Origin of the sequence: Serinicoccus sp. CNJ-927 (assembly GCF_001942435.1) — a bacterium.
Taxonomy (GTDB): Bacteria; Actinomycetota; Actinomycetes; order Actinomycetales; family Dermatophilaceae; genus Ornithinicoccus; species Ornithinicoccus marinus.
Genome location: NZ_MKKF01000004.1, coordinates 21684 through 40632, shown reverse-complemented (window position 1 = coordinate 40632; position 18949 = coordinate 21684). Strand labels below are relative to the sequence as shown.

Genomic DNA, 18949 nt, shown 5'->3' with positions numbered 1-18949 from the left:
AGGAGAGGGATGTCTGGCTTCGTCGGGGGAGACTCGCAGGAGATGACGGAGGGTTCGCGCGCCCTGCACCGCACGGGCGGGCGGATCGAGGACGCCGGTGGCGCGCTGCGCGACATCAGCGGCTCCAGCGCGGGCCACGAGGGGTTGTCCACGGCGATCCGCCGCCTCGGTGCGGCCGTGGGGACCGCGGTCGAGGACACCGGGACCCAGACCAAGATCGCCGCGGCGCTGGCGGACTCCGCGGCCCAGGACATCGACGCGGCTGGAGGCAGCTGATGGTCGCCGGCTTCAGCTATCCCGACGGTGACCCGGGCGGTCTGGACGGGGTCGCCCGCAGCTTGGGCACCCTCTCCGGTGACCTGACCACGGAGAAGGGCAACGTCAGCTCCGGCGTCGCGACGACGCTGCGGACCTGGGAGGCCACCCGCTCCGGCGACTTCGAGGACGCCGGGCGCGGCATCACGGGCACGCTCGACGGCGCCTCCGGGGTGGTCGACGCGGCCCAGGAGCAGGTCAGCGGCTTCGCGCGCCGGCTGCGCAACGCCCGCGAGGACATCGACGAGCTCGAACGGCAGGCGCAGCGCCAGCTGGACCGGATGGACGGCCTCGACTCCGAGGACGACGACTACGACGACACCCGGACCAGCGTGGACACCGAGGTGGCGCGGCTGCGTCGCCAGGCGCAGGAGATCCGCGACGAGGTGGAGCGCGACGCCACCTCGACCGCGGGCGCCCTCGACGCGGGCACCGAGATCCTCGTCCCTGAGGCCGGCACGCTGAGCCCCGACCAGGTCGCCCGCCGGGTCCACGGCTCGACCGGCGTCTCGGGCACGAGCACGCCGCTGGCGGCCGGCGAGCTCTCCACCGAGGACGCCTGGGAGGCGCTGTCCGGTGTGTCCGAGCCGGCGGCCTCGCTCGGCGACCAGGCGCTGGAGTCCTGGCTGGGCTTCCGCCCACCCGTCGGCGACGGCTCGGTCTCGATGACGCTCTTCGCGCTCGGACAGGTGCAGTTCGGCACGTCCACGGTGGCGAGCTGGATGGCGGACCAGCGCTACTCCCACTTCCGGCCCATCGACGCCGCCGGGCGCACCGTCTCCCCCAACATGGGCTTCTGGCAGCGCCTCCGGCACGGCGCCGGGCGCTTCCCCACGGCTCGCGGACTGTCCCCCTGGCAGCGGGCGCGCGGTTTCGACCCGCGCGGGCACTTCAGCGCCCGTCCCTGGCACGGCGGTCAGGCCTCCCGCTGGAGCACCGCCGGGAAGTGGTTGGGTCGCGGCGGCACCGTGCTCACCGCGGCGACCTCGGCGTGGGACGAGTGGAACGAGAGCGCCAACTACCCCACCGACGAGCGCGTCGGCCGCACCGTGACGGTGTCCGCCACCACGACCGGAGGTGCGCTGCTCGGCGCCAAGGGTGGCGCCTGGGCCGGCGGGGCGATCGGCACGGCCATCTGCCCGGGTGTGGGGACGGTCATCGGCGCGGGTGTCGGGGCGCTGATCGGCGGCTTCGTCGGCTCGCAGGCCGGCGCCTGGGTGGGCGACAGGCTGAAGGACGTCGGCGGCGACATCGCCGACGGGGTCGGGGACGCGCTGGACGCCGCGGGGGACTTCGTCGACGACATCACCCCGTGGTGACCCGGTGGACCCCTCGCCACTGACGATCTCCGCCCTCGTGCTCGGGATCCTGCTGCTCGCGCTCGCCATCTGGGAGCGGCTCGGGCGCGGGCCGCAGGCGCGGGCGTGGCTGCGCGCGCCCCGGGAGAGCGGCGTCCGCGGTGCGATGTTCGTGCTGCCCGGGATCGGCATACTGAGCCTGCTCGTGGGGCTGGCACCGTGGCTGGAGGAGTCGCCGCTGCTCGGCCTGGCGGCCCTCGTGCTGGCGCCCCTGGGCCTGTGGCTGGTCTTCGGCTGGGGCGCGCTCGCCCTGCCCTACCCCCGCTGGTCGGTGCCCGGATGGGCTCGCGAGACGATCGGCGCACGCTTCGACAAGACAAGGTGGCGACGGTGAAGGTGACGCACGAGCCCTCGGGCACCAGCTTCGAGGCACCCGACGGCTGGCAGGTCGAGGAGACCGGGCACGACGCGGTGCTCACCGTGGTCGAGCCTGCGCGCGGAGAGGACGACGTGCGTGCCAGCCTCGTGCTCACCGTGCTCGACACCGGCGGCCGGTCCTTCCGGGAGTGGCAGAACGGCACCGAGGGACTGCTCCCCCAGGAGCTGCGTGACTACCTGGTGCTCGACCTGCACACGGTGGAGGTCGACGGGCGTCCCGGAGGCACCCGGCTGGCGCACCACCTGGACGAGCGCGGCCGCGCCCTGGTGATGGAGCAGCGCTTCGCCGAGGCGGAGGGGACCGGGTATACCCTCACCGCCACCGTGGACAGCCTGCGCTACCCCCTCGTCGCCGACGACATGGCCGCCTGCTGCGCGAGCCTGCACCTGCCCGAGGAGGTGGCCCGGTGAGCGTCCAGGTGCGTGACGGTGCGCTGGTCGTGGAGGTCGCCGCGTGGGGGGGCTGGGCCGACGGCCAGAAGATCCCGGAGCAGGAGCGTGAGCTCATCCAGCAGGTGCCGGGCGCCGAGCAGGCCGTGGCCGCGGCGCGGGACCCGCTGGTCGTCGTGCAGCTCCAGACCACCACCCCGGGCGGCCTCTACACCCACGAGGCGTGGCTCGGGCCGGAGGCCGTGGCCGTGCTCGTCGACCTGGACGGCACCGACCGCCGGCGGGTCGTCGCGCTGCCGCCGGACCACCTCGCTGCCGCCCTCGCCAGGGTCGTCGGCCTCGCGCCCCGGGCGCACGCCGCCGCGGACCGGGAGCCGCGCGGGGTGACCGCCGAGGCGCTGGAGGCGTGGTTCGACCCCCAGGCGCCGGATGAGGAGCGTGCGGCCACCGAGCTCGGGGCGGACCGGGCGTGGCGGCTGGTGGCCGCTGCCGTCGGGTCCACGCAGGCCCCGACCATGCTGGCGGCGCTCGACGGTCGGACCAGCGGGGTCTGGGTGGTGGAGGCCGCTGCCGAGGACCTCCGCCTGGTCCCGACCACGCCCAGGCAGGTATGGCGTGGGCTGACCGGTCTGCTCCCGGCGCTGGTGCCGGCGGCCGGCACGGCGGGCATGCACGCCGGCCCGTCACCCGATGCCTGAGCCCCGGAGGGCGCGGCGGGTCACGACGCGCAACGCGGCTTTCCAGCAGTGGTCGGCGCTGCTGACGAACCGGACCAAGCGGCACCGCAGCGGAGAGTTCCTCGTGCACGGCGTGCGCCCCATCAGCCAGGCGGTCGCCCACGGCTGGTCGGTGCGGGCGCTGCTGCGCCCCGTCGGGGGCCGCCCGTCGTCCTGGGCCGAGCAGGTGTGGGCCGAGTCCGGCGGCGAGCGGCACGAGCTGGCGCCGGAGCTGCTCGCCGAGCTCGCCCAGCGCGACGACGGGGCACCCGAGCTGGTCGCCGTGGTGGGCATACCGCCGGACGACCTCGACCGGGTGCTCGGCGACGGTGCCGACACCGGGCGGGCACCGCTGGTCACCGTCTTCGACCGGCCCGGGCAGCCCGGCAACATCGGCACGCTGCAGCGCTCGATCGACGCCTTCGGCGGCACCGGGCTGGTCGTCACCGGGCACGCCGCCGACCCCTACGACCCCAAGGCGGTCCGCGCCTCGACCGGGTCGTGCTTCGCCGTGCCGACCGTCCGCGCAGCGGGTCCGGGTCCGGTGCTCGACTGGGTCGGCGAGCAACGCGCGCTCGGGACTCCGCTGCAGGTGTGGGGCACCGACGAGAGCGGGCAGACCGACCTCGCCGCCGTGCCGTGGGACCAACCGGTCGTGGTGGTCGTCGGCAACGAGACGCGCGGCATGGCGCAGGCGTGGCGGGAGGCGTGCGACGGGATGATTGGCATCCCGATGCTGGGCTCGGCCAGCTCGCTCAACGCCGCGGTCGCCGGCTCGGTCGTGCTGCACGCGGCGATGCGCGCCCGGGGCTGACCTGTTGCTGGCGGGGACGTGACCGCTACGACCGGGTCAAGGCCGCCGCCGACCGCGGGTGAGCGGTGGCCGCGGGCCCGGGAGGAGTTCGCCTGCGCCTGAGCCCGCTCACAGTGCCGCGTTGCAGCAGCCGCATCAGCCGGCGAGCAGCCGCGCCTTCGCGGCCACGAACTCCTCCTCGGTGAGGGCACCCCGGTCGCGCAGGGCAGCCAGACGCTCCAGTTGAGCCACGAGCGGGTGGTCCACGGAGCGGACGTCGTCCTCTACCGCACCGGCGGGGGTCTCGCCCGGGACGGGGATCACCGGCATACCTGAGCGACCGCGCGACAGCACGTCGTCGAGACCGTTGAACGTCTCCGGGCCGTAGTCGAGGGTGCCCAGCCCGACTGGCCCCTCCTCCGTCACCGCGGTGACCCTGCCCATGCTGAAGGTCTTGACCCGCTCCACCTGCAGCTCGGTGACGACGCTGCGCGGCACGTCGTCGACGACCGGGAGCCCGGCGCTCGGGTCACCCAGGGTCAGCAGCCGCTGGTCGGTGACGACGAGCAGGCTGATGCTGCGGCGGATCCGCCAGCTCACGAAGAGTCCCTGCACCTGCTCGCCCGGTTGCAGCGCGAGCGCGAGGGAGCGGCGCGCCGCGCGCAGGGTGCGCTTGCTGACCTTCTTGTCGCGGTATGCCGTGCCCTCGCCCGGCAGCGGCAGGTGCTCGCTCACCCTCGCTCCCCTCGCCGCGTGTGACCCTCGGGGCGACCCATCAGGAGCGGAGGACCTTCTCCATCGGCCGACCCTTGGCGAGCTCGTCGACGAGCTTGTCCAGGAAGCGGATCTGTTGCATGAGCGGGTCCTCGACCTCCTGCACCTTCACCCCGCAGACCGACCCGGTGATCTGGTCGACGTTGGGGTTGATCTCCGCGGCGGCGAAGAAGTCCTCGAACGTCGTCCCGTCCTCGAGGTGCTGGGTCAGGGTGGCGTCGTCGAAGCCGGTCAGCCACTCGATGACCTCGCGCACCTCGGCCTCGGTGCGTCCCTTGCGCTCGGCCTTGGTGACGTAGTGCGGGTAGACCGACGCGACGCTGGAGGTGAAGATGCGGCTCATGGCGCGGTCGTCGTCAGCGGGCGGTGTCGTCGTCCGGGTCGTCCTCGGCCGAGGCGTCGTCGCTGCCCGTGTCGTTGGTGTCGGGCGTCTCGGGCACGGCGTCGGCACCACCGTCGGTGGTCTCGCGGTTCAGCGCGCCCGAGCCACCCTCGGAGACGGTGCCGCCCTGGTCGGTGTCGTGGGTCATGCACCCAATGTAGGTGACTCCCTCGCCTCCCGCCTTTGACGCCGCCGCCTGCAAGCCCGGCCGTCATGTGACCCGCGGTGTAGTCTCCTGGGAACCGTGTGACTCGATCCCGGACCGTGAAACCGGGACCAGGAAGGCTCATCATGGCCCGGCAAGCGTCTATCGGAGAGTGGTACTGCCCCCGCTGCGGGGGGACGGGCAGACCCGTCGGCCCTACCCATGAGGACTGGTGCCTGCTCTGCGGCGGGCGGGGCACGGTGAAGTGGGACCCCGACAAGCAGCAGTCCGGTGAGATCAACCCGCTGGACATCGCCACGGACGGCCGGCTGTGGGCCATCGGCCTGCGCAACATGGCCGTGGCAGCCGTCCTGGTGGTGATCGTCGGAGGCCTGTTCCTCGCCGTGATGATCACCTCCACCTGGCTGCAGATGGGTTTGGGGCCGATGCGTGCGGTGGCGGAGATCCTGCCGGAGTCTCTGGTCGCGCGCACGGCCGAGGGGCAGGGCAGCCCGTGGGTGGTGGGGCTGCTCGCCTTCGCACCGTTCCTGGTGGTGGCCGTCGTCGCGACCGTCGCCGCGCGTCGGCAGGCACGGACGGGACGGGGTATGCCGACGCTCGCCTGGACCCTGGGCCGCGCCACCGCCGTGGTGGTCGGGCTGGCGACGGCCATCACCCTCGCCGCAGTCGCGACTGGGGCAGACCTCGCGCCGCCGGGGGAAGGCGACAGCTATGTCGGGGTCAGCTCCGACCTGCCGGAGGGATTCACCGGCCCGGTGCTGCTGACCGACACCTGGTGGGCCCTCGCGTTCGTGACAGGGGTGGTCGTGGTGTGGGCATGGTGGAGCCAGTGGCGACTCGGGAAGCGCGCAGCGCGCCGAGCTCGTGAGACGTAGGACTGGGGACCGAGACGTGACCGGGGTGAGGACAGCGTCGTGTCTCGGCATCGATCTCGCCTGGAACGACCGGGCTCGCACCGGCCTCGCCGCGGTCGACGACGAGGGACGCCTCGTCGGCTCGACGACCTGCCGCACGGACGAGGAGATCGACGACTGGCTGCGGGCATACCCGAGCCCTGACGTGGTCGCGGTCGACGCGCCGCTGATCGTGCACAACCCGACCGGGCAGCGACCCTGCGAGCGCATGATCACCTCGGCGTTCGGGCGCTTCGACGCAGGCTGCCACGCGAGCAACACGAGCAAGGCCTACATGGATCCGCCGCGCGCGGCCCGGCTCGCGCAACGCCATGGATGGACCACCGACCCCTCCACCATCGGCCGCGGCGTCTGCCTGGAGGTCTACCCGCACCCGGCGATGGTGGGGCTCTTCGGCCTCGGGCGCATCCTGCCCTACAAGGGCAAGCGCGGCCGCACCGTCACGGACCGCGGCGCCGCCATGGTCGAGCTGCTCGACCGGATGGAAGGCCTGTCCGGTCTCGACGTGAGCGACAGCGAGCGCTGGCGGGAGATCCGGTATGCCGTCGAGCACGCCACCCGCCCCATGCACCTGGAGCACGTCGAGGACGAGATCGACGCGATCTTCTGCGCCCACCTCGCCTGGTTGTGGCGGCGCTCCCCCGGTGCGCTGCAGGTCTACGGGGATGTCCGCTCCGGCTACATCGTCGCGCCCCCGCCGCCGAGCCACCCGGCGACGCCTCGGGCCCGAATCACAGGGCCGTGAACCCGAGCGGACCGCGAGTTTGCGGCTCGCGCTGCGCGAGCTACTGTCACCCGATCGAGTCCAAGAAGTCTTCGTCCAGCCGATACAGCTCGAACGTGCTTTGAACCTGTACGCCTACCCCGTAGTGAACGAGCAGGCTGGCGAGCCGCACCCCGTCGATCAACTCGATCCGCGCGTTGATCCGCTCGGCTTCCTGCTCTGCACCCGAGGTGAACCTCGATGTCGTGATGAAGACCCCACGATCACCCTGCTTGCCGAGCAGCGCGCCCGCAAACTCATGGATGCGAGGCCTGGCCACCGGCTGGTCGACGGCGTACCGCTTCGCCTGTACATAGATTCGATCAAGACCGAGTGGGTCCTGGCTGATGATGCCGTCTACCCCTGCATCACCGGTGGTACTGGTGCGCTGCACGGTGCCGAGGCGCCCATAGCCCATGCTCTCCAAGAGCGCCATGACGAGATCCTCGAAGCCTGTGGGTGACAGCTCGAGCGCTCGAGCCAGAACCTCGGCCTCCAGCGCGGCCCGACTTTGCCGCACCGCGCCCTCGATGAGTTCGTGCGGCGTTGCCTCTGCAGCTTCACGGCTGTTCGCCGGATCGGCAGCTGGCGCATCGCCGGTCGTCGTAGTCCTGGATCGTTCCCGAAAGGCCCTGAAGGCTGGGTACCGCTCCAGGGTGGAGGTGTCGATGCGGTCCGGCAACTCCTGAAGAGCCGACCGGCCCGTCGTGGTTATCTGAGCACTCCCACGACGCGGTCGCTCGGCCAGACCAGCCTGCACCAGGTAGGTCAGCGCCCAGCCCACCCTGTTGCTGAACGCTGTCTGCCGTCCGCTGGGTAGCCGCTTCTCACGCTCGGCGACCGTGAGCTCGAGCCGGTCGGCCATGGTCGATCTGACGTCCCGGAAGAGCCAGGTGTCTTGCTCATCGAGCAGCTCCAGGACAGGGCGCATCAGCGACTGGTAGTCCGGGATGGTCATCGCTGGTGCCTCTCAAGGACGACGAGGCCAGAAAGAGCGGCCACGGCCTCACTCGACGCCGGACTCGAGTCGCGATCGCGTTGAACGGACCCGGCAGCGCAACACCTTGAAGGGATTCCGAAGCGAATCGTCGTCATGGCGTCATCCAAGCAGACGCGGCGAAGAGGCGCAGCGGAGAAGCAGAGTACACATTGCGGTTCGATAACGATTGGCACATGACCGACGACGTGGCGAATGTCGTCACGTATTTTCGCGGAACACACACCTGGAACGCCACCAGAGGACTTACCCATGCGACGAATCTCTGCCCTTTCCGTCTCCATGCTCACGACCGCCGCGCTTCTGTCCGCGTGTGGCGAGGGCGAGGACGCCTCTGATGATGCCACGATTTCGGCAGCTGAGGAGTCGTCGGCCGAGGAGAGCGAGGATACGGCGGACGAGTCGTCCGCGGAGGCCGAGGCGTCAGACACGGAAAGTAGCGCGGAGGACGAGACTTCGGCTGCCGAGGAGTCGACCAGCGACGAGGCAGAGGACCCGAGCGATGAGGAGGAAAGTGCTGATGCTTCAGGGCCCGAGTTCGGCTCTCCGGTGCAGGTCAGCGACAACATGACCGTGACCATCAGCGCCCCGGAGGAGTTCACGCCATCCAGTACGGACTTCCTGTCCGGCGAGTGGGAGACGTTCGTCCGCATGGATGTCCTCGTCGAGAACACGGGCGACGAGCCCCTCGAGTCCTTCAACGTCTACACGCGCGCCACGACCGGTAGTCAAGCTGCCGAGGAGGTGTACGACTACGAGAGCGGCCTGGAGACTCCGAGCGCGGTGATCCAACCGGGTCGTGAATTGGAGTACGCCATCGGATATGGCGTCACTGCCGGCGAGCCCTTCGATCTCACGGTGGAAGACATGATGGATTTCTCGAGCGAAGGAACGACGCTCTCAACGGTCATCGAGTAACTCTTCGCATTCTCTGTACCGGCTCTTCCCTAGTCCCTAGGGCCCGCCTGCCAATTGTGCGATCAGCATGCACCTGGATGCACCGGCAGTAGGCTGATGACCGTGAGCACGAACCTGAAGATCAGTTCCGTGGACAACGCTCTGGCCGCGGCGGCAAAAGCCGAGGCCGCGCGGCGGCACCTGAGCCTGTCGGACTACCTCAAGGAACTCGTCGAGAAGGACCTCCGCGAGAAAGACATCACGGCTCGGCGCGAGCGTCTCTTCGCCGAGATCAGGGCCAACCCACCCCTCGGCATCCATAGCGAGGACACCCTCGCCGCACGGGACGAGGCCCGTCGAGACTGTCAGCTGAGCGCCGATCACCGGGCCCACGGCATACCCTGAAGCCGTGCCGGACGACTTCCTCATCGCCCACAACCCTGAGGACGGCTCGCGGCTGCCGTACCTGTTGCGCATCCCCCTCGGGCCGGACGGCGTCGTGCTCAAGGCACGGGAGACCTGGCCGCGGACCGGAAAGGTCTACTGCCACCGCGCCACCGGCTGGCCCGCCGAGCCGGACCTGGTCGAGACCGTCCCGACCCGATCCTGCGTGCGCCGCGGCGCCAGCATCGACCTCGTCCTCGACCGGGGAAAGGAGAACCGCTCGCAGTTCGTCCTGACCCGCGTCCGCGGCCGCGAGGCGGTCTTCTGGCAGACCGCGCGCACCGCCAAGCAGGCCCGCCCCGCGGTCGGTCTCCCCACGGCGCGTGGCTCGGGCATCCCCACCCTCGAGATCGTCGTCGACAGCCACGAGCGGTATGCCTGGTCCTTCGACCACCAGCAGGTCACCACCCGCCGCGACGGGCTGTCGGCGGGCGACTACGCGGTCGAGGTCGGCGGCCGGGTGCTCGCGTCGGTCGAGCGCAAGAGCCTCGTCGACCTCGTCTCCACCCTGACCACCGGCAAGATGCGCTACCTGCTCGCCGACCTCTCCTCCCTGCCCACCGCGGCCGTCGTCGTCGAGGACCGCTACTCCGCCGTCTTCAAGCTCGATCGCGTCCGCCCCGCCGTCGTCGCCGACGCGCTCGGCGAGTGCTAGGCCCGCTTCCCCACCGTCCCCATCGTCTTCTGCGAGACCCGGGCCCTCGCCCAGGAGTGGACCTACCGCTTCCTCACCGCCGCCCTCGCCCACGCCAGCGAGGAGACCCACGTCAAGACCGAGGCCACACCGCTCACCTCCGCGCGTGCCGCCAGCCCCGGCGAGGTGCGCCAGTGGGCACGCGAGCACGGGTATGCCGTGTCCGACCGCGGGCGCATCCCACGCGAGATCCGCGAGGCCTTCGAGGCAGGGCGGTAGGACGGCACGCCCGTCCCCGGTGCCGCGGCGCCTATGCTGCGGGGGCGGCTGCACCAGGGGCCGGAGACGCGAGCACAGACCGGCCACGACGGCATCTCGACACGACAGGAGCACCATGCCCAACCACGACCTGCCCGACGAGGCGCGCGCGGTCGCCGCGCTCCGGGTCACCCCCGAAGCGCCCGCGGACCAGCCCGGGCACCGACCTCCGACCGTTCCCGGCGCCTCCACCCGCCCCTCGGGCACGCCCGAGCCGACCACCAACGTCGGCACGGACCGGATGCGCGTCATCGGCGACGGATTCACCTTCGTCACCGCCTGGGCGCTGCGCGGCATCATCGTCGTCGCGGCGCTCTGGCTCGCCTGGTGGGTCCTGGACCGTGTCTGGTTCGGCGTCCTCCCGATCCTGCTCGCGCTCATCGTCGCGACCCTGCTCTCCCCCGTGGTCGCCCTCGGCCGACGGATCGGGCTGCACCCCACGCTCGCGACGGTCCTCACGCTCCTGCTGTCCGTGGGTCTGTTGGTGGGCGTCTTCGCCGCCCTCGCCCCGTCGATCACCTCGCAGTCCCGCGAGATCTTCAAGCAGGCCAGAGGCGGGGTCGACGAGGTGCGAGCCTGGATCAGCGGGCCGCCGCTCAACCTCGACAACGCGCAGATCGACGAATACCTGGGCACCGCCATCACCTGGCTGCAGGAGCGCAGCAGCGTGGCCGCCGGTGCAGTCGCCTCCGGCCTGGGCGTCGTCGGCTCCGCCCTGGTGACCCTCGGTCTCATGGTCGTGCTGTTGTTCTTCTTCCTCAAGGACGGGCCGAGCTTCCTGCCCTGGCTGCGACGCACCACCGGCCGCAACACCGGCCGCCACCTCACCGAGGCGCTCACCCGCATGTGGACGACCCTCGGCGGCTTCATCCGCACCCAGGCGATCGTCAGTGCCGTGGACGCCGTGCTCATCGGCATCGGCCTGCTCGTCCTTCAGGTGCCGCTCGCCCTCACCCTGGCCGTGCTCACCTTCTTCGGTGGCTTCATCCCCATCGTGGGCGCGGTCGTCGCGGGCGGCATCGCCGTGCTGGTGGCGCTGGTGACGCAGGGGCTGACCCAGGCGCTGATCGTGCTGGCGATCGTCATCGCGGTGCAGCAGATCGAGGGCAACGTCCTGCAGCCGGCCCTCCAGGGCCGCAGCATGCAGATGCACCCCGGCATCATCCTGCTCGCGGTCGCCGGCGGCAGCACCCTCTTCGGAGTCATCGGCGCCTTCCTGGCCGTCCCCTTCGCCGCCACCTTCGTGGTGCTGCTGCGCTACCTCAGCGAGCAGGTCGACCTGCGCAGCGGTGACATCGACGTCGAGCACGTCGCCTTCGCGACGCCGGAGGGGCGCGTCGCCGGGGCGCGGACGCAGTACCTCGGCGAGGTCGAGCGGTCCGAGCGCGCCGGCTCGCGCGACGACACGGCACCTGCGCAGCCCGCCCGTCCGGGCCTGCTCTCCTGGCTCTTCGGCCGGCACTGACCCCTCCTCGGCGGTCCCGTCCTGCGACGGGGACCGACCGGCATGGCGACGCGGCGGATCGGCTGTCACGCTGGTGCGATGGAGACGCTCCTCGACGCCGCACGCGACATGGTGACCCCCGAGACCGGTTGGAGCGCCGAGCTGTTGCTGCGCACCGTGCTGACGACCGTAGTGATGTTCCTGGCGATCGTGCTGCTGGCGCGCCTGTTCGGCACGCGCACCTTCGCCTCCTTCACCACCTACGACTTCCTCACCAACGTCGCCGCCGGCTCGCTGGTCGCCAGCGCCATCCTCAGCGACCGGATGGTCGAGGCGACCGTCGGTCTCGTCGTCCTCGTGGTGCTGCAGTATGCCGTGTCCAGCGCGGCCGCACGCTCCCGCGCGGCGCGGGACGTGGCGGACAACGACCCGGTGGTGCTCGTGCAGGACGGCCAGGTCCTGGCGGGCCCGATGCGTCGTGCGCGGGTCTCCCGCGCCATCCTCGACCAGCACCTGCGCGCCTCCGGCCTCCACCGGGTCGAGGAGGTGCACCTCGCGGTGCTCGAGTCCGGCGGCTCGATCAGCGTGCTGCGACGCGCGACCGGCTGAGCCACCCTCAGGCGGGGATGATCCCGCCCCAGTCGGTGAAGTACTGCAGCACCGGTGTGCCGGGGATCTCGTCGTCCCAGATCTGCGGGTCCACGTCGAAGACCTCGCCGGTCGCCAGCCCGTCCAGCCACGCCGTGAGGCCGAGCACGTTCTGCTTGACCATCTTGCCGTGGGCCTTGTGGCCGATGTTGCCGTCGCGGGTGTTACCCGAGGTCTCGAAGAACACCGCCGGGTTGCTGTGCCCGGTCGGGTTGAGGCCGTTGTAGTCGAGCCCGAGCATCATCGCCGACACCACGCCGCCGCGGATGTCGATGACCGTGCCGTAGCCCACGTCGTACTTGTCCGTGCTGATGAAGCCGCGGTTGAGCGTCTCCAGCCACACGTGGCCCTGCATCTGCCGGGTGACGACGTCGTACTCCCCGCCCTCGATGCCCGGCAGCGTCGGCCCACCGGGGGCCAGCGAGATGCCGAGGGAGAACGTGATGGCCTCGCCCGTCTCCCGGTCGGTCTTCAGGCCCTGGTGGTGGATGTCGAGGGCATACGCCGGCTTGACCATCGTCCAGTACTCGTACCACGCCAGCGACTCGCGCGCGACGAAGGCGTCCGGCGCCCAGTCCCGGTTGAGGTCGACCAGCTGCTCGTTGCCGTCGGCGTCCAGCCGCGGCGCGTCAGCCTCCCGGTCCCACAGGATCGTCTGCCGGATGTTGCCCTCGGAGCTGTCCGGGTTGTAGCAGGGGATGACGTGGACGGTGAACTCCTCGCGGATCGCCCGCCACTCCTTCGCCCCGCTCGTGGCCAGGCGCTTGAGCACGGTCAGCGAGGAGTCGAGGCCGTAGGGCTCGTTGCCGTGGATCCGGCCCTGCACCCACACCGGCGTGTCCCCGGTGCCGACGGTCGCGACGTACAGCTCGCGCCCCTGCTCGGTGAGGCTCTCGGCGGTCCCGATCTCGGACAGCGTCCGCACCGTCACCGGGTAGCGGCTGCTCCCCTCCAGCTTGCGCAGCTGGTCCACCATGTCGCCGTAGCTGCGGATCGCCGCCAGCGGCGTGTCCTTGCCGGGGTCGGGGAAGTTCGGCGCGGCCGAGGCGACTCCCGGCCCGGCGACCGAGCCGCCGATCGCGGCCAGGCTCCCCCATCCGAGCAGCGAACGTCGCGAGATCTGGGCAGGGGACATATGAACCTCCAGGGGGTCGTCAGGGTGGTCCACACGCTGGGGCGGTGATGGTCAAGCCCGGGTATGCCGTCGGTCAAGAGTTGATCAAGACGCGACGTCAAAGGGCCGCCGCCGACCGTCGAAAGCATGCCCCGGCGCGAATTCGACGGTCACCACCGCCGGGTCGACGAGGCGCGACCACGGAAGTGCTGCCGGGGCGGGACAACGACGGTCACCGGCGCGAAACTACTGAGACGACTGGTCCACCCAGGCGTCTCAGCTGTTCACCCGGATGACCTCCTCCTGGTAGGGCGCGATGACGTCACCGGAGATGCGGCAGTCGAGCACGAGGAACCGGCGCGACTCCTCCGGCTCGGCGGCCCAGGCCACGAGCCGGTCCAGGTCCGCCAGCGTCCGCACGACGACTCCCTCGGCCCCGACGCCGCCGGCCAGGGCGGCGAAGTCGACCTCGGGGATCAGCATCGGTCCGCGCGCCAGGCCCTGCAGCCCGTAGAGGTTGACCTCGGCGCCGTAGGCCGCGTCGTTCCAGACCACGGTCAGGCCGCGGCCCCTCGTCACCCCACCCTGACTTCATACGAACAAACAGTGCGAGCGGCCACCGACACACCCTGCCGCCGCGCCTTGAGACAACGAGGGCGGCCGGTTCGTCGAGCTGCGGACCGGGGAGGACGAGCACCCCTTCGTCTACCGAGTCAAGACCTCCCAGCACCCCGTCCCGACATACGGCGGGCGGATGATCGGCCACCGCGACCGGTATGCCCGGCTCGAGGTGCACCTCGCCGACGGCGGGCAGGACGACGTCATGGGGTTCACCCGCGCGCAGGTCATCCACGACTGTCTCGACGCCTACGAGGCGCACCTGAACTTCCTGCGCATCGTGTGACGCGCCGGGGGGCGGTGCCGGTCTAGGATGACGGGCGTGCCGCGGACGACCCTGGAGATCCCCTGGAGCCGGCTCGAGAGCGCGCTCGGCGAGCAGCTGGGAGACGGCGCGGTCAGCCGGCGGCCGATGGACCTGCGCGCGCTCGCGCACGACGCGTCGCACTACCTGCTGACGCCCGAGCTGCTCGTCCGCCCCACTTCCGCGAGCCAGGTGGCCGCGGTGATGGCCGCCTGCGACCGCGTGGGCGCGCCCATCACCTTCCGTTCCGGCGGCACCAGCCTCTCCGGGCAGTCCGTCACCGACGCGGTGCTGGTCGACACCCGCCGGCACTTCACCGATGTCGAGGTGCTCGACGGCGGGGCCCGTGTCCGGGTCCAGCCGGGGGTGACGGTGCGTGCGGTGAACGCCCGGCTCGCGCCCTACCGCCGCAAGCTCGGGCCGGATCCGGCCAGCGAGGGCGCCTGCACGCTCGGCGGCGTCATCGCCAACAACTCGAGCGGCATGCACTGCGGCACCGAGCTCAACACCTACGCCACGCTCGAGTCGCTGACCTTCGTGCTGCCCTCGGGCACCGTCATCGACTCGGGCGCCCCGGACGCCGAGGCGGAGCTGGCCGCCAGGGAGCCCGAGCTGGTCGCCGGGCTGCTGGCCCTGCGCCGGCAGGTGCTCGCCGACCCGGACTCGGTCGCGACGATCCGGCGGCTGTTCTCGATGAAGAACACCATGGGCTACGGCATCAACGCGCTGCTCGACTACGAGCGGCCGCTCGACATGCTCGTGCACCTCATGGTGGGCAGCGAGGGCACGCTCGGCTTCGTCGCCTCCGCCGTCCTGGCGACCGTGCCCGTCCACCCCGAGGTAGCCACCGGTCTCCTCGTCCTCGACACCATCGCCGAGGCCACCGGCGCAGTCCCCGCGCTGGCCGGGACCGACGTCGCCACCGCCGAGCTGCTCGACGCCGCGTCGCTGCGGGTGGCCCAGCAGGACCCGGCCTGCCCGCCCCAGATCGCCTCCCTCGCCATCGAGGAGCACGCCGCGCTGCTGGTCGAGTGGCAGGGCGACACCCCCGCCGAGCTGGACGCCACGTTGGCGTCGGCGGCCGCCACCCTCGACGGGCTGGCGCTGACCGAGCCTGCCCGGCTCACCCGGGACGCCCGGGAGCGCGCCGCGCTGTGGAGGGTCCGCAAGGGTCTGTTCTCCGCCGTCGCCGAGGCCCGCCCCGCCGGCACCAACGCGCTGCTCGAGGATGTCGTCGTCGGCGTCGACGTGCTCGGGGAGACCTGCGTCGCGCTGACCGAGCTCTTCGACGCACACCGCTACGAGCAGTCGGTCATCTTCGGGCACGCCCGCGACGGCAACGTCCACTTCCTGCTCAACGAGCGCTTCGACGACCCCGATGCGATGCGCCGCTACGCCGCCTTCACCGAGGACATGGTCGACCTGGTGCTGGGCCAGGGCGGCTCGCTCAAGGCCGAGCACGGGACCGGCCGCATCATGGCCCCCTTCGTCCGGCGGCAGTACGGCGACGAGCTCTACGACGTCATGTGGCAGCTCAAGCGGCTCGTCGACCCACGTGGACTGCTCAACCCGGCGGCCGTCCTCTCCGACGAGCCCACGTCATACCTGCAGGACCTCAAGACCGCGCCGCCGGTCGAGGAGGAGGTCGACCGGTGCGTCGAGTGCGGCTACTGCGAGCCGGTCTGCCCGTCCAAGGACCTCACGCTCACCCCGCGCCAGCGCATCGTGGTGCGCCGCGACATCCAGACCGCACGCGCCGCCGGCGACCACGCGCTCGCCGACTCCCTCGAGCGCGACTACGACTACGACGGCAACCAGACCTGCGCCGTCGACGGGATGTGCCAAAGCGCGTGCCCGGTCCGCATCGATACCGGCGCCCTCACCCGGAGGCTGCGCCGGGAGTCCGCCACCCGCACGGCGCAGGCGGCCTGGGCAGGGGCGGCGCGGGCCTGGGGCACGGTCGCGCCGCTGGGAGGGCTGGCGCTCAGCGCGGCGAGGTTGGTGCCCTCCGGGGTCCCGGTGGCTGCCACGCGGGTGGTGCGTGCGGTGGCCGGCGCGGACGCCGTGCCGCTCTACGACCCGCGCCTGCCGCGCGGCGGCCGGCGCCGCCGTGAGCTGGACCCCGCCTCCCCCGCCGCGGTGCTCTTCAGCACCTGTATCGGCGAGATGTTCGGGACCGAGCCGGGCGGCCACCGCGGCGACCTGGGCTCCGGGGCGACCGGTGCACTCGTCGACCTGTGCGTGCGCGCCGACGTCCCGCTGCGCACGCCGGCCGGTATCCGCGACCTGTGCTGCGGCACCCCATGGAAGTCCAAGGGGCTGGACGACGGGTATGCCGTCATGGTCGACCGGGTCGTCCCGGCCCTGCGGGAGGCCACCGAGGGTGGCCGGCTGCCGGTCGTGGTCGAGGCGTCCTCCTGCGCCGAGGGCCTCGTCGTGATGCTCGCCGAGCGCGCACCGGAGCTGAGGGTGGTGGACGCCGTCGACTTCGTCCGGGACACCGTGCTCCCCCGGCTCGCCGTACGTCGCACCGACCGCACCGTCATCGTGCACCCCACCTGCTCCTCCGAGCGGGCCGGCAGCACCGAGGCCCTGGTGGCGCTGGCTCGTGCGGTCTCGACCGATGTGGTGGTGCCGGTGTCCTGGGGCTGCTGTGCCTTCGCCGGGGACCGCGGTCTGCTGCACCCCGAGCTCACCGCCTCGGCCACCGCGGCGGAGGCTGCCGAGGTCGCCCTCGTCGTGGCCCGGGACGCCTCTCGAAAGCCGGGTTTCGTCTCGTGCAACCGCACCTGCGAGATCGGCATGACCCGGGCCACCGGCCACCCTTACCGGCACGTGCTCGAGCTGCTCGAGGAGGCGAGCCGCCTGTGAGCGACATCCGTGGTGTCAGCTGTTCACCCGGATGATCTCCTCCTGGTAGGGCGCGACGACGTCGCGGGACACCCGGCAGTCGAGGACGAGGAACGAGCGATCGTCGGCCGGCTGCGCCGCCCAGTCGGCGAGCTGGTCGAGGTCGTCCAGGCTCCGCACGACGACGCCTCGGGCGCCCACACCGGAGGCCAGCGCGGCGAAGTCGACCTCCGGGATGAGCATCGGCGCGAGCGCCAGCCCCTGCAGCCCGTAGAGGTTGACCTCGGCGCCGTAGGCCCCGTCGTTCCACACCACGGCCATCCCGGACCCGCCGGCGACGCGCACCGCCGACTCCAGGTCGGCCAGGGCCATGAGCCCGCCGCCGTCCCCGGTGGTGAGCACGACCGTCGCGTCCGGGCGTGCCAGCGCGGCGCCGAGCACCGAGGGCCAGCCCAGGCCGATCGACTGGAAGGCGGTGCCCACCATGATCATCCGGTCCGGCGCCGCCACCGGCCAGTACATGTTGGCCCACCCGATGAAGTGCCCACCGTCGGAGACGACGACCCGGTCCTGCGGCAGCAGCTCGCCGATCCGCGCCGCCACCGACCGCGGGTCCAACCGCCCGTCGGGCGCCAGCTCCTCCCCCGGCTCGTAGGCCCGCAGCGTGGCCACGTCGACCGACTCCCGCCACCGCCCCGGCTGGTGGCCCAGACCGGCCAGCTCGTCGGTCACCGCCTGTGCCACCACGGCCGCATCACCCTGCACGTATCCCCCGACGTGCGGGTGCGTCGCCGCCGGGGCGACGTCGACCTGGTAGACCCGGGTGCCGGGCGCCAGCAGCGCCCCGAAGCGCATCGTGAACTGGTTGAGCGAGGCCCCGAAGACGACCGCGACGTCGGCCTCGCGCACGAGCTCCATCGCGCCCTCGGCGCCGAACCCGCCGGCCACCCCGAGGTCGAACTCCTGCCGCGGGAAGATCCCGCGCCCGAGCGCCGTGGACACGGTCACCGCGCCGGTGGCGTCGGCGAGCGCGCCGAGCGCCTCCCCCGCGCCGGCCAGCCACGCCCCACGCCCGGCGAGCAGCAGCGGCCGCTGCGCCGCGGCCAAGGCAGCAGCGATCTCGGCGATCGTCCCCTCGGCGAAGGCACCCGTGGGGCGGCGCGGTTCGGGGATCCGCGGCGCGGGAACCTCCGGCACCGGGCCGGCGTCGAGCTTGGCGACGTCGTAGGGCACTGCGAGCACGGTCGGCACCCGGTAGGTCAGCGCGTGCTCGATCGCGATGACCGTGGTCGCCGCCGCGTCGGTGCGACCGACGGTATACGTCCGCGCCCCCACCGCGGAGGCCATCGCGATCTGGTCCACGTCCCACGGCCGCGGCCCGGAGGTCGGCTCATCCCCCACGACGAGCACGAGCGGCACCTGCGCCTGCACCGCCTCGGCGAGCGCGGTGAGCGTGTTGGTGAAGCCGGCCCCGTAGGTCGAGGTCGCGGCTGCGATCCGACCGGACGCGCGGTGGTAGGCGTCCGCCGCCACGACTCCCCCGGCCTCGTGGCGGACCGCGGTGAACTGCACGTCGCTCGAGCGCTCGAGGGCGTCGAGGACGTGCGCGTTGCCGTTGCCCATGACCCCGAAGACGTGGTCGACGTGGCGGGCCAGGGTGTGGGCGACGTGGGCGGAGACGCTGGGCATACGAGTTTCCTCTGCTGGAGACATGACGGGATCGAGGCCGTAT

General features: G+C 71.9%; 22 protein-coding genes and 1 pseudogene. 16 read left to right on the top strand and 7 right to left on the bottom strand.

What is annotated here, in order from left to right; genetic code table 11:
• Positions 1-9: 9 nt before the first annotated feature.
• Genes BJF86_RS01770 through BJF86_RS01745 form a run of 6 tightly spaced genes read left to right on the top strand, consistent with a single transcriptional unit; the run spans position 10 to position 3971 of the window.
• Positions 10-276 carry a hypothetical protein gene (locus BJF86_RS01770; protein WP_075816726.1) on the top strand — a complete coding sequence of 89 codons (267 nt, stop codon included), beginning with the start codon at positions 10-12 and terminating at the stop codon, positions 274-276.
• A complete protein-coding gene (locus tag BJF86_RS01765) occupies positions 276-1634 on the top strand; it encodes a hypothetical protein (protein ID WP_075816725.1) in 1359 nt (452 codons plus the stop codon). The genes BJF86_RS01770 and BJF86_RS01765 overlap by 1 nt, the downstream gene beginning before the upstream one ends.
• Positions 1635-1638: 4 nt before the next feature.
• Positions 1639-2007: a hypothetical protein gene (locus BJF86_RS01760; RefSeq protein ID WP_075816724.1), complete on the top strand. Its 369-nt coding sequence runs from the start codon at positions 1639-1641 to the stop codon at positions 2005-2007.
• Positions 2004-2462 (top strand): hypothetical protein, encoded by a 459-nt coding sequence (locus BJF86_RS01755; protein ID WP_022924626.1) that lies wholly within the window; start codon positions 2004-2006, stop codon positions 2460-2462. The genes BJF86_RS01760 and BJF86_RS01755 overlap by 4 nt, the downstream gene beginning before the upstream one ends.
• A complete protein-coding gene (locus tag BJF86_RS01750; protein WP_075816722.1) occupies positions 2459-3139 on the top strand; it encodes a hypothetical protein in 681 nt (226 codons plus the stop codon). Before BJF86_RS01755 ends, BJF86_RS01750 begins: the two co-directional genes overlap by 4 nt.
• A complete protein-coding gene (locus tag BJF86_RS01745; RefSeq protein ID WP_075816721.1) occupies positions 3132-3971 on the top strand; it encodes a TrmH family RNA methyltransferase in 840 nt (279 codons plus the stop codon). The genes BJF86_RS01750 and BJF86_RS01745 overlap by 8 nt, the downstream gene beginning before the upstream one ends.
• Positions 3972-4106: 135 nt before the next feature.
• Here BJF86_RS01745 and BJF86_RS18515 read toward each other — a convergent pair whose 3' ends face one another.
• From BJF86_RS18515 to BJF86_RS17780, 3 genes are read right to left on the bottom strand one after another with little or no spacing between them, the layout of a single operon-like run.
• Positions 4107-4685: an SHOCT domain-containing protein gene (locus tag BJF86_RS18515; protein ID WP_075816720.1), complete on the bottom strand. Its 579-nt coding sequence runs from the start codon at positions 4683-4685 to the stop codon at positions 4107-4109.
• A gap of 40 nt (positions 4686-4725) precedes the next feature.
• A complete protein-coding gene (locus BJF86_RS01735) occupies positions 4726-5067 on the bottom strand; it encodes a DUF2200 domain-containing protein (RefSeq protein WP_075816719.1) in 342 nt (113 codons plus the stop codon).
• A gap of 13 nt (positions 5068-5080) precedes the next feature.
• A complete protein-coding gene (locus BJF86_RS17780) occupies positions 5081-5254 on the bottom strand; it encodes a hypothetical protein (RefSeq protein ID WP_158068343.1) in 174 nt (57 codons plus the stop codon).
• Positions 5255-5511: 257 nt separating this feature from the next.
• Here BJF86_RS17780 and BJF86_RS01730 point away from each other — a divergent pair, with 257 nt between their 5' ends.
• Positions 5512-6147: a hypothetical protein gene (locus tag BJF86_RS01730; RefSeq protein ID WP_075816718.1), complete on the top strand. Its 636-nt coding sequence runs from the start codon at positions 5512-5514 to the stop codon at positions 6145-6147.
• Between the two features lie 25 nt (positions 6148-6172).
• Positions 6173-6931 carry a DUF429 domain-containing protein gene (locus tag BJF86_RS01725; RefSeq protein ID WP_158068342.1) on the top strand — a complete coding sequence of 253 codons (759 nt, stop codon included), beginning with the start codon at positions 6173-6175 and terminating at the stop codon, positions 6929-6931.
• A gap of 46 nt (positions 6932-6977) precedes the next feature.
• Here the strand turns inward: BJF86_RS01725 and BJF86_RS01720 are convergent, their stop codons facing one another.
• Positions 6978-7907: a restriction endonuclease gene (locus BJF86_RS01720; RefSeq protein ID WP_075816716.1), complete on the bottom strand. Its 930-nt coding sequence runs from the start codon at positions 7905-7907 to the stop codon at positions 6978-6980.
• A gap of 291 nt (positions 7908-8198) precedes the next feature.
• On the opposite strand from BJF86_RS01720, the gene BJF86_RS01715 reads away from it, so the two are divergent.
• The 6 genes from BJF86_RS01715 (at position 8199) to BJF86_RS01695 (ending at position 12292) form a co-directional block, all read left to right on the top strand.
• A complete protein-coding gene (locus tag BJF86_RS01715) occupies positions 8199-8864 on the top strand; it encodes a hypothetical protein (protein WP_143553630.1) in 666 nt (221 codons plus the stop codon).
• Between the two features lie 102 nt (positions 8865-8966).
• Positions 8967-9248 (top strand): hypothetical protein, encoded by a 282-nt coding sequence (locus tag BJF86_RS01710; protein ID WP_143553629.1) that lies wholly within the window; start codon positions 8967-8969, stop codon positions 9246-9248.
• Between the two features lie 4 nt (positions 9249-9252).
• A complete protein-coding gene (locus BJF86_RS01705; RefSeq protein WP_237768032.1) occupies positions 9253-9942 on the top strand; it encodes an ERCC4 domain-containing protein in 690 nt (229 codons plus the stop codon).
• A gap of 21 nt (positions 9943-9963) precedes the next feature.
• On the top strand, positions 9964-10200 hold the full coding sequence (locus tag BJF86_RS18510; RefSeq protein WP_237768038.1) for an Lsr2 dimerization domain-containing protein: 237 nt from the start codon (positions 9964-9966) through the stop codon (positions 10198-10200).
• A 115-nt stretch (positions 10201-10315) separates the two neighbouring features.
• Positions 10316-11704, top strand: coding sequence for an AI-2E family transporter (locus BJF86_RS01700; protein WP_075816713.1), 1389 nt, complete (start codon positions 10316-10318; stop codon positions 11702-11704).
• Positions 11705-11782: 78 nt separating this feature from the next.
• The gene (locus BJF86_RS01695; protein ID WP_075816712.1) at positions 11783-12292 is read left to right on the top strand and encodes a DUF421 domain-containing protein; all 510 of its coding nucleotides are present in this window, start codon (positions 11783-11785) and stop codon (positions 12290-12292) included.
• A gap of 7 nt (positions 12293-12299) precedes the next feature.
• On the opposite strand, the gene BJF86_RS01690 is transcribed toward BJF86_RS01695, so the two are convergent.
• Positions 12300-13466, bottom strand: coding sequence for a M14 family zinc carboxypeptidase (locus tag BJF86_RS01690; RefSeq protein WP_075816711.1), 1167 nt, complete (start codon positions 13464-13466; stop codon positions 12300-12302).
• Positions 13467-13721: 255 nt separating this feature from the next.
• Positions 13722-14024 (bottom strand): annotated as a pseudogene (locus BJF86_RS01685) (thiamine pyrophosphate-dependent enzyme); the annotation flags it as partial.
• A 175-nt stretch (positions 14025-14199) separates the two neighbouring features.
• On the opposite strand from BJF86_RS01685, the gene BJF86_RS18095 reads away from it, so the two are divergent.
• On the top strand, positions 14200-14349 hold the full coding sequence (locus BJF86_RS18095) for a hypothetical protein (protein ID WP_187345579.1): 150 nt from the start codon (positions 14200-14202) through the stop codon (positions 14347-14349).
• 27 nt (positions 14350-14376) lie between these two features.
• Entirely contained in the window at positions 14377-17238 is a 2862-nt protein-coding gene (locus tag BJF86_RS01675) for an FAD-binding and (Fe-S)-binding domain-containing protein (protein ID WP_075816709.1), read from the top strand.
• Positions 17239-17253: 15 nt separating this feature from the next.
• On the opposite strand, the gene BJF86_RS01670 is transcribed toward BJF86_RS01675, so the two are convergent.
• Positions 17254-18906, bottom strand: a complete 1653-nt coding sequence (locus BJF86_RS01670; RefSeq protein WP_075816708.1) for a thiamine pyrophosphate-binding protein — start codon at positions 18904-18906, stop codon at positions 17254-17256.
• Positions 18907-18949 lie beyond the last annotated feature (43 nt).